The sequence below is a fragment of the Pseudomonas sp. NFPP07 genome (genome assembly GCF_900115645.1).
Classification (GTDB): Bacteria; Pseudomonadota; Gammaproteobacteria; order Pseudomonadales; family Pseudomonadaceae; genus Aquipseudomonas; species Aquipseudomonas chlororaphis.
Genome location: NZ_FOXG01000015.1, coordinates 89,730 through 99,331, shown reverse-complemented (window position 1 = coordinate 99,331; position 9,602 = coordinate 89,730). Strand labels below are relative to the sequence as shown.

At 62.3% G+C, this 9,602-nt stretch carries 7 protein-coding genes; 5 read left to right on the top strand and 2 right to left on the bottom strand.

The window, feature by feature from the left end; genetic code table 11:
- Positions 1-574: 574 nt before the first annotated feature.
- Both BM019_RS29525 and BM019_RS29520 read right to left on the bottom strand, forming a co-directional pair.
- Positions 575-2,068 carry a CoA-acylating methylmalonate-semialdehyde dehydrogenase gene (locus BM019_RS29525; protein ID WP_092422487.1) on the bottom strand — a complete coding sequence of 498 codons (1,494 nt, stop codon included), beginning with the start codon at positions 2,066-2,068 and terminating at the stop codon, positions 575-577.
- Positions 2,069-2,208: 140 nt separating this feature from the next.
- Positions 2,209-3,558: an omega-aminotransferase AptA gene (locus BM019_RS29520; protein WP_009046838.1), complete on the bottom strand. Its 1,350-nt coding sequence runs from the start codon at positions 3,556-3,558 to the stop codon at positions 2,209-2,211.
- Positions 3,559-3,684: 126 nt separating this feature from the next.
- Here BM019_RS29520 and BM019_RS29515 point away from each other — a divergent pair, with 126 nt between their 5' ends.
- The 5 genes from BM019_RS29515 to BM019_RS29495 all read left to right on the top strand — a co-directional run bounded on the left by BM019_RS29515 (position 3,685) and on the right by BM019_RS29495 (position 9,595).
- Positions 3,685-4,605: a LysR family transcriptional regulator gene (locus tag BM019_RS29515; protein WP_007930700.1), complete on the top strand. Its 921-nt coding sequence runs from the start codon at positions 3,685-3,687 to the stop codon at positions 4,603-4,605.
- Between the two features lie 132 nt (positions 4,606-4,737).
- Positions 4,738-6,132 carry a uracil-xanthine permease family protein gene (locus BM019_RS29510; protein ID WP_009042038.1) on the top strand — a complete coding sequence of 465 codons (1,395 nt, stop codon included), beginning with the start codon at positions 4,738-4,740 and terminating at the stop codon, positions 6,130-6,132.
- 88 nt (positions 6,133-6,220) lie between these two features.
- A complete protein-coding gene (locus BM019_RS29505) occupies positions 6,221-6,883 on the top strand; it encodes a TetR/AcrR family transcriptional regulator (RefSeq protein WP_007930696.1) in 663 nt (220 codons plus the stop codon).
- Positions 6,884-6,895: 12 nt separating this feature from the next.
- Entirely contained in the window at positions 6,896-7,477 is a 582-nt protein-coding gene (locus BM019_RS29500) for an IMPACT family protein (RefSeq protein ID WP_092422484.1), read from the top strand.
- A 552-nt stretch (positions 7,478-8,029) separates the two neighbouring features.
- On the top strand, positions 8,030-9,595 hold the full coding sequence (locus BM019_RS29495; protein ID WP_092422481.1) for an ABC transporter ATP-binding protein: 1,566 nt from the start codon (positions 8,030-8,032) through the stop codon (positions 9,593-9,595).
- The last annotated feature ends 7 nt before the right edge of the window (positions 9,596-9,602 follow it).

Sequence of the window (9,602 nt, the reverse complement as noted above, 5' to 3'; positions counted from 1 at the left end):
ATCTTTGATTTCTCGCGGAGTAACTTGTGATGCTGATAATCTTTCTGACTATCAGTCTGACTCCACAAGCACCCACACGAATTGCTTGATTCAGTTGTTAAAGAGCGGTTGGTTAAGTCTTTCGCCTCAACCGAGGCGCGCATTCTACAGCAGCCTCTGCATCTGTCAAGCGGTTATTTTAAGAAGTTTTCAAAGTTTCCTTTGCAACTTCAACCACTTGCGCTTCCGATCTCTCGTCAGCGGGAGGCGAATTCTACAGCGTTACACGCTGCTGTCAACACCTCTTTTTCTCCGCTTTCGACCGAGAAGATCGAATCGTTAATCCGGCGAAAACTGACTGCCGAACCAACTCCTTCGGGCTTCGATGAACTGAAGCGTGACCGCTGTCGAAAACCGTGTAACTCGTTGAATCTCAAGGAGTTTTCCGTTTCGACTGCACCGGAAGTGGGGCGAATTATAGACTTCCAGAATCTGCCGTCAACACTTATTTTCACAAATCTGTCATATCAGTCAAAAAGCCCCTAAAAGCAAAGGCCGCCCCCAAGGGGGGCGGCCTTTAATACCCTTCTACTTATTACAAGCTAGGGAAGGCGAACTGCGAGGCTTCATGACTGGCACGCTGCGGCCAGCGCTGAGTGATCGCCTTGCGACGGGTATAGAAACGCACACCGTCCGGACCGTAGGCATGCAGGTCGCCAAACAGCGAACGCTTCCAGCCGCCGAAGCTGTGGTATGCCACCGGTACCGGCAGCGGTACGTTGACCCCCACCATCCCGACTTCAATCTCGTCACAGAACAGACGCGCCGCTTCACCGTCACGGGTAAAGATGCAGGTGCCGTTGCCATATTCATGATCGTTGATCAGTTGCATGGCCTCTTCCAGGCTGTTCACCCGCACGACGCACAGCACCGGCCCGAAGATCTCTTCTTTATAGATACGCATTTCCGGGGTGACGTTGTCGAACAGGCAGCCACCGAGGAAGAAGCCTTCTTCATGGCCCGGCACGCTCAGGCCACGACCGTCGACCACCAGCTTCGCGCCCGCCTTCACGCCATCCTCGACATAACCGCTGACCTTGTCCCGCGCCTGTCCTGTGACCAGCGGCCCCATGTCCAGGCCACAGGAAGTGCCGGCACCGATTTTCAGCGCCTTGATCTGCGGAACCAGCTTGGCCACCAACGCATCGGCCACCTGGTCGCCGACACACACGGCAACCGAGATCGCCATGCAACGCTCGCCGCAAGAACCATAGGCCGCGCCCATCAAGGCGCTGACCGCGTTGTCCAGGTCGGCATCCGGCATCAGCACGGCGTGGTTCTTTGCGCCGCCCAGTGCCTGCACGCGCTTGCCGCGCTTGGTGCCTTCGGCGTAGATGTATTCGGCAATCGGCGTCGAACCGACAAAGCTCAGTGCCTTGACTTCCGGCGCTTCGATCAGCGCGTCCACCGCGGCCTTGTCGCCGTGCACCACACTCAGCACGCCTTTCGGCAGGCCGGCTTCCAGCAACAGCTGGGCAATCAGCAGGGTCGAACTCGGGTCACGCTCGGATGGCTTGAGGATGAAGCAGTTGCCGCAGACGATCGCCAGCGGATACATCCACAGTGGCACCATCGCCGGGAAGTTGAACGGGGTGATGCCGGCAACCACGCCCAGCGGCTGGAAGTCGGACCAGGCATCGATGTTCGGGCCGACGTTGCGGCTGTACTCGCCCTTGAGGATTTCCGGAGCGGCACAGGCAAACTCGACGTTTTCGATACCACGCTTGAGCTCACCGGCGGCGTCTTCCAGGGTCTTGCCGTGTTCTTCGCTGATCAACTGGGCGATGCGCGATTCGTTCTGTTCCAGCAATTGCTTGAAGCGGAACATCACCTGGGCACGCTTGGCCGGCGGCGTGTTGCGCCAGGCCGGGAAGGCTGCCTTGGCGGCCTCGATGGCACTCTGGATGGTTTCGCGGCTGGCCAGCGGCAACTTGTGGATCGCCTGACCGGTGGACGGGTTGAACACATCGACCGCGCGACCGCTCTCGGTCACCAGTTCACCATTGATCAAATGCGGGATAACGCTCATCGCGGAACTCCTGAAGTTGTCCACAGGCGCCCGCCAAGGAGCGCCTGCTCTATATAGATGACTTTGAATATGAGCCAAACCACGATGGCGCCTATAAGTACGCCATCGCGAGCAAGCTCAGCTCCTACAGTTTTTGGAAATCAGTCGAGCTTGTTCAGCACTTCGCCGACGGCATCGAACAGACGATCCAGATCCTGCGGCTTGCTATTGAAGGTCGGGCCGAACTGCAGGGTGTCGCCGCCGAAGCGTACGTAGAAACCGGCTTTCCACAGGGCCATGCCCGCTTCGAACGGACGCACGATGGCATCGCCATCGCGCGGGGCAATCTGGATGGCGCCGGCCAGGCCGAAGTTACGGATGTCGATGACATTCTTCGCCCCCTTGATGCCGTGCAGCGCCTTCTCGAAATGCGGCGCCACCTCAGCGACGCTCTGCACCAGGTTTTCCTTCTGCAGCAGATCCAGTGCCGCCAGGCCGGCCGCGCAGGCCACCGGGTGTGCCGAGTAGGTGTAGCCGTGGGGGAATTCCACCGCGTACTCGGGGGTCGGCTGGTTCATGAAGGTCTGGTAGATCTCGGAGCTGGCAATCACCGCGCCCATCGGAATCGCGCCGTTGGTGACTTGCTTGGCGATGCACATCAGGTCCGGGGTCACGCCAAAGCTGTCGGCACCGAACATCTTGCCGGTACGACCGAAACCAGTGATCACTTCGTCGAACACCAGCAGGATGTTGTGCTGGTCGCAGATTTCCCGCAGGCGCTTGAGGTAACCCTGTGGCGGCACCAGCACGCCAGCGGAACCGGCTAGGGGCTCGACGAACACCGCGGCGATGTTGGAGGCGTCATGCAGTTCGATCAGCTTGAGCAGTTCGTCGGCCAACGCGATACCGCCCTGCTCCGGAATACCGCGGGAGAACGCGTTGCTTGCCAGCAGGGTATGCGGCAGATGGTCGACATCCATCATCGCCTGGCCGAACAGTTTACGGTTGCCGTTGACCCCGCCGAGGCTGGTGCCGGCAATGTTCACGCCGTGATAGCCACGGGCACGGCCGATCATCTTGGTCTTGGTCGACTGGCCTTTCAGGCGCCAGTAGGCGCGCACCATTTTCACCGCGGTATCGGCGCATTCGGAACCGGAGTCGGTGAAGAACACGTGGTTCAGATTGCCCGGGGTCAGCGCGGTGATTTTCTCGGCCAGCTGGAACGACAGCGGGTGACCGTACTGGAAGCCTGGCGAGTAATCGAGGGTACCCAGTTGCTTGGCCACCGCCTCCTGGATTTCCTTGCGGGTGTGGCCGGCGCCACAGGTCCACAGGCCGGACAGCGAGTCATAAACCTTGCGCCCCTTGTCGTCGACCAGCCAGCTGCCTTCGGCGGCGACGATCAGACGTGGATCGCGCTGGAAGTTGCGGTTGGCGGTGTAGGGCATCCAGTGAGCATCGAGCTTGAGCTGGCTGGCCAGGGAAGCTGGAGCGTTTTCATGCATGTTCATGGGGCAAAACCTCGCAGGGCAATAAGCGGCGCAGGGATCGGAAAGCGTTGTTGCAGCTAAGTTGCCACGGCTATAAAGTCGGTGAAATCCAACTTTTATAACCTTCAGTCAGTGGCCCACTAAACTATGAGCAGCCGTCGCGCCGACCCGCTGGCGCAAGTCAGCGACTTTGATATCCGCCTGCTGCGGATCTTTCGCAGCGTGGTCGAGTGCGGTGGCTTCTCCGCCGCGGAAACCGTGCTCGGCATCGGGCGCTCGGCCATCAGCCAGCAGATGAGCGACCTCGAGCAACGCCTGGGCCTGCGCCTGTGCCAACGCGGACGCGCCGGCTTCTCGCTGACCGAAGAGGGTCGCGAGGTGTATCAATCGGCCCTGCAGCTGTTGAGCGCCCTGGAAAGCTTTCGTACCGAGGTCAACGGCCTGCACCGGCACCTGCGTGGCGAACTGATCATCGGCCTGACCGACAACCTGGTCACCCTGCCCCACATGCGCATCACCCATGCCCTGGCGCAACTGAAGGAGCGCGGGCCGGACGTGCAGATCCAGATCCGCATGATCGCCCCCAACGAAGTCGAACAAGGCGTGCTCGACGGGCGCCTGCATGTCGGCGTAGTGCCCCAGGCCAGTGCCTTGTCCGGGCTGGAATACCAACCGCTGTACAGCGAACGCTCACTGCTTTATTGCGCCGTCGGCCACCCGCTGTTTTATGTCGACGACAAGCAACTGGACGACCGGCGCCTCAACGAGCAGGACGCCATCGCCCCGACCTTCCGCCTGCCCGCCGAGATCCAGGCCCACTACCAGGCACTCAATTGCACCGCCAGCGCTTCGGACCGCGAAGGCATGGCGTTCCTGATTCTCACCGGACGCTACATTGGCTACCTGCCGGACCACTACGCCAGCCTCTGGGTCCAGCAGGGACGACTGCGCGCGCTCAAGCCCGGCTCACGTTTTTATGACCTGAGCCTGGCATCGGTCACACGCAAGGGCCGTCGCCCCCATTTGGTGCTGGAAAGCTTCCTGGACAGCCTGGCGGCCACCCGCTGAAAAAACCTACGACACTATAAAAGCCCCGCCTCCATTGCCCCATAACGGCAAGCACCCGCAATAACCTGAGCACCTGGACAGCTTTTTGCAGGGCACGATGACCTTGAACCATCAGCCCTGAGTTCCCCGTCCATGCAGCCAGACACCTTGCGCCAAAGCGACCTGATCTACGGTCTCGACGATCGCCCGAAACCACTCGCCGCGATCCTCGCCGCCCTGCAGCATGTGCTGGCGAGTTTCGTCGGCATCATCACCCCGCCGCTGGTGATCGGCTCGACCCTGGGCCTGGGCGCCCACCTGCCCTACCTGATCAGCATGGCGCTGATGGTTTCCGGCGTCGGCACCTTCATTCAGGCGCGTCGGCCGTTCGGAATCGGCGCGGGGATGATTTGCCTGCAAGGCACCAGCTTTGCCTTCCTCGGCGCGGTGCTGTCCGCGGGTTTTCTGGTCAAGCAACGGGGCGGCAGCCCGGAAGACATCCTGGCGATGATTTTCGGCGTGTGCTTTTTCGGCGCGGCGGTGCAGATCGTCCTGAGCCGCTTCATCGGCCAATTGCGCCGGGTCATCACGCCGCTGGTCACCGGCATCGTGATTACCCTGATCGGTGTCAGCCTGATCAAGGTCGGCATCACCGATCTGGGCGGCGGCTTCAATGCCGCGGACTTCGGCGCGCCGGGCAACCTGGCGCTGGGCCTGTTGGTGCTATTGACCATCATCCTGCTGAACCGCTCGAACACGCCCTGGGTACGACTGTCGGCGATCATCATCGGCCTGGCCCTGGGCAGCCTCGCCGCCTGGTTCAGCGGCAAGCTGGTGCCCCAGGCGTTGCCCGACCTGCCGCTGATCAGCCTGCCGACGCCCTTCCGCTTCGGTTTCAGCTTCGACTGGACGGCGTTCCTGCCCGTGGCGCTGATCTACCTGATCAGCACCCTCGAAACCGTCGGCGACCTGACCGCCAACTGCATGCTCGCCCGCCAGCCCATCAGCGGCCCTTCTTATATAAGCCGACTCAAGGGCGGCATTCTCGGCGACGGCGTCAGCTGCATGATCGCCGCGACCTTCAGCGCCTTCCCCAACACCACCTTCGCCCAGAACAACGGGGTGATTCAGCTGACCGGCGTCGCCAGCCGCCATGTCGGGCTGTACATAGGCCTGTTGCTGTTTTGCCTGGGCCTGTTTCCACTGATCGGCGCGGTGCTGCAGCAAATCCCCAAGCCAGTGCTCGGCGGCGCCACCCTGGTGATGTTCGGCAGCGTCGCCGCGGCCGGCGTGCGCATCCTCGCCCAGGCACCACTGGACCGGCGCAGCATGCTGATCATCGCCACCTCCTTCGGCGTCGGCCTGGGGATCGCGGCGCAACCGAACCTGCTGCACCTGTTACCCAAGGTGGTGCAGAACCTGTTCGACTCGGCGATCACCAGCGGCGGCCTGACCGCGATCCTTATGTGCCTGTTGCTGCCGGAAGATCGGGCCGCGCTGCGTAGCGCAAATCCGGCTCGCGAAAGCGACACCCTGGAACCGCTTTGAGGGTTTTCTGCCCATTAAGACTTGTCTGAGGCCTGTGGGTGCGCTATCAACGCACTGGTTGCACCCACAGAACAGCTCGGAAATGCCTATGACCCTTGAAGTCCCAGCCCACGCCGGCCCTCAAACCGCCAAGCCCGCCAGCCGTATTCGTCAGAAAAACGAAGAAGCGATCATCAAGGCCGCCGAAGACGAGTTCGCCCGTCACGGTTTCAAAGGCACCAGCATGAACACCATCGCGCAGAATGCCGGCCTGCCCAAGGCCAACCTGCATTACTACTTCACCAACAAGCTTGGTTTGTATGTCGCGGTGCTGAGCAACATCCTCGAGTTGTGGGACAGCACCTTCAACACCCTGACCGCCGAGGACGACCCGGCCGAAGCGCTGACCCGCTATATCCGCGCCAAGATGGAGTTCTCCCGGCGCCAGCCGCAGGCCTCGCGAATCTTCGCCATGGAGATCATCAGCGGCGGCGAATGCCTCAGCGAATACTTCAGCCAGGACTACCGCGCCTGGTTCCAAGGGCGCGCCGCGGTGTTCCAGGCCTGGATCGACGCCGGCAAGATGGACCCCGTGGACCCGGTGCACCTGATCTTCCTGCTGTGGGGCAGCACCCAGCATTACGCCGACTTCGCCACCCAGATCTGCCGCGTCACCGGTCGCAGCAAGCTGACCAAGCAGGACATGGAAGACGCCGGCAACAACCTGATCCGCATCATCCTCAAGGGTTGCGGCCTCAAGCCTGCCTTATAAAGAACCCAACGCATGCCCTTTACCCTCGCCGGCCTTTGCGAATACCGCGAAGAGATTCGCAAAAGCCGCTTTATCGCCCTTGCCGCGCCAATCAGCAGCGCGGCCGAGGCCCAAGCCTTTATCGAACGGCACAGCGATCCCAATGCCTCCCACAACTGCTGGGCCTGGAAACTCGCCGAGCAATACCGCAGCAGCGATGACGGCGAGCCCGGCGGCACCGCCGGCCGCCCGATCCTCGCGGCCATCGAAGCCCAGGACTGCGACCAGGTCGCGGTGCTGGTGATTCGCTGGTACGGCGGCATTCAGCTGGGCACCGGCGGCCTGGCCCGCGCCTATGGCGGCAGCGCCAACAAGTGCCTGCAAGGCGCCGAACGCATCGAGCTGGTCAGCCGCGTAGCCCTGCGTTGCGCCTGCAGCTTCAGCGAGCTGGCACTGGTCAAGCTGCGGGTCGCCGAACTCGGCGGGCTGCTGGCCGAGGAACACTTCACGGCCAACGGCGTAGAACTGCAACTGGCCCTGGGCGAAAGCCAGATCGCCACCTTGCAAAGCCAACTGGCCGACCTGAGTCGCGGACGCATCCTCTTGCAGCGCTGAGCGCACCAATACGCACCAACGCCTCGAAATCATCCTGTGCACAACGGCCCGGTGGATAGCCGACTTGCCCACACCTGCTGTGCACCCGACTGTGGATAACCTGAGCACACTTGCCTGTAACCCTTCTGTCACGTGGCTTTGCAGCGATTGCTCATTTTTCAGCCAATCGCTCGCCAAAAACATATTTTTCAAGCTAAAACAGTAAGTTAGCGTGGTTTATCGCTTTTATGAAGAAAGCCACACAGTGCTTATGCCCGGCCTTCGGGCTTGCACACAAATACTGTGGAACAAGCTGTGGATAACCCGTGCAAGGCTGCGCCAGCCGCATAGAGCGCAAGGCTTGCAGGCACCTGATCATTTTTCGACCAGACCCTTCGGGCAAAACCGCCGCCTTTTCAAGCACCTTGCCCTGAACTGGTGCCGAGCAGCGATGCAGGTAACGAGCAAAAGGGGCACGAGGCCGCAGTTCATCGGGGCTCCGGCAATTTCCTGACTCACTGGCCAGGAAATTGCTTTGTCCACCGGCATAACGTTCAGCAACCCGAGTCCGTCATGCCAAACCCTGTACCCATCCCCGCTGCAATACCCCGCCTGCAACTGTGCGGAATCACCAAACGCTACCCCGGTTGCCTGGCCAACGATGGGATCGACCTGAGTATCCAGCCGGGGGAAATCCACGCCCTGCTCGGTGAAAACGGCGCCGGCAAAAGCACCCTGATGAAAATCATCTACGGGGTGACCCAGGCCGACTCGGGCGAGGTGATCTGGCAGGGGCAGCATCAACTCATGCGCAATCCGGCCCAGGCGCGCAGCCTGGGGATCGGCATGGTGTTCCAGCATTTCTCGCTGTTCGAGACCCTGACCGTGGCGCAGAACATCGCCCTGGCCATGGGCGCCGCGGCCGGTACGCCAAAGCAGCTGGAACCGAAGATCCGCCAGGTCTCGCAGCGCTACGGCATGGCCCTGGAGCCGGAACGCCTGGTGCACAGCCTGTCCATCGGCGAACGCCAGCGGGTGGAGATCATTCGCTGCCTGATGCAGGACATCCGCCTGCTGATCCTCGACGAACCGACCTCGGTGCTGACGCCCCAGGAGGCCGACGAACTGTTCGTCACCCTGCGCCGCCTGGCCAGCGAGGGCTGCAGCATTCTGTTCATCAGCCACAAGCTCGGCGAAGTCCGCGCCCTGTGCCACAGCGCCACGGTGCTGCGCGGTGGACGGGTTGCCGGGCACTGCATACCCGCCGAATGCTCGGACCAGGAACTGGCGCGGCTGATGGTCGGCGAAGCCGCGGGCCTGATCACCGATTACCCGAAGGCCAAGGGCGGCGAGGCCTTCCTGCAGGTACAGAAACTCTCCTGGCCCAATCCGGACCCGTTCGGCTGCTCGCTCCAGGATATCGACCTGGACGTGCGCAGCGGTGAAATCGTCGGCATCGCCGGGGTCGCCGGCAATGGCCAGGACGAACTGTTGGCCCTGCTCAGCGGCGAACAGCGCCTTGGCCGCGCCCAAGGCGCCACCCTGCGCTTCGCCGGGCAAGCCATCGCCCACCTGCGCCCCGACGCCCGTCGCGGGCTGGGCCTGGCGTTCGTCCCGGCCGAGCGCCTGGGCCACGGCGCCGTGCCGGAACTGAGCCTGGCGGACAACGCCCTGCTGACCGCCTTCCAGCAAGGGCTGGTGAGCAACGGCCTGATTCAGCGCGGCAAGGTGCTGGCCCTGGCCGAAGACATCATTCGCCGCTTCGCGGTGAAAACGCCGGACAGCCAGACCGCCGCCCGCAGCCTGTCCGGTGGCAATCTGCAGAAATTCATCCTCGGCCGGGAAATCCTCCAGCGCCCCAGGCTGCTGATCGCCGCGCACCCGACCTGGGGCGTCGACGTCGGCGCCGCCGCGACTATCCACCGGGCCCTGGTGGCCCTGCGCGATGCGGGCGCGGCGATCCTGGTGATCTCCGAAGACCTCGATGAACTGTTCCAGATCAGCGATCGCCTGGCAGCCCTGTGCAGCGGTCGCCTGTCGGCCCTCAAGGCCACCGCGGACACCAGCCTGGTCGAAGTCGGCGGCTGGATGGCCGGCCAGTTCGATACCCCCGTCCACCTATCCACTCAGCCAGCGTAACGGAGCT

What these genes read in the sequence shown, in the direction of transcription:
- BM019_RS29525 (WP_092422487.1), bottom strand. Translation starts at nt 2,068, where the DNA reads ATGAGCGTTATCCCGCATTTGATCAATGGTGAACTGGTGACCGAGAGC.
- BM019_RS29520 (WP_009046838.1), bottom strand. Translation starts at nt 3,558, where the DNA reads ATGAACATGCATGAAAACGCTCCAGCTTCCCTGGCCAGCCAGCTCAAG.
- BM019_RS29515 (WP_007930700.1), top strand. Translation starts at nt 3,685, where the DNA reads ATGAGCAGCCGTCGCGCCGACCCGCTGGCGCAAGTCAGCGACTTTGAT.
- BM019_RS29510 (WP_009042038.1), top strand. Translation starts at nt 4,738, where the DNA reads ATGCAGCCAGACACCTTGCGCCAAAGCGACCTGATCTACGGTCTCGAC.
- BM019_RS29505 (WP_007930696.1), top strand. Translation starts at nt 6,221, where the DNA reads ATGACCCTTGAAGTCCCAGCCCACGCCGGCCCTCAAACCGCCAAGCCC.
- BM019_RS29500 (WP_092422484.1), top strand. Translation starts at nt 6,896, where the DNA reads ATGCCCTTTACCCTCGCCGGCCTTTGCGAATACCGCGAAGAGATTCGC.
- BM019_RS29495 (WP_092422481.1), top strand. Translation starts at nt 8,030, where the DNA reads ATGCCAAACCCTGTACCCATCCCCGCTGCAATACCCCGCCTGCAACTG.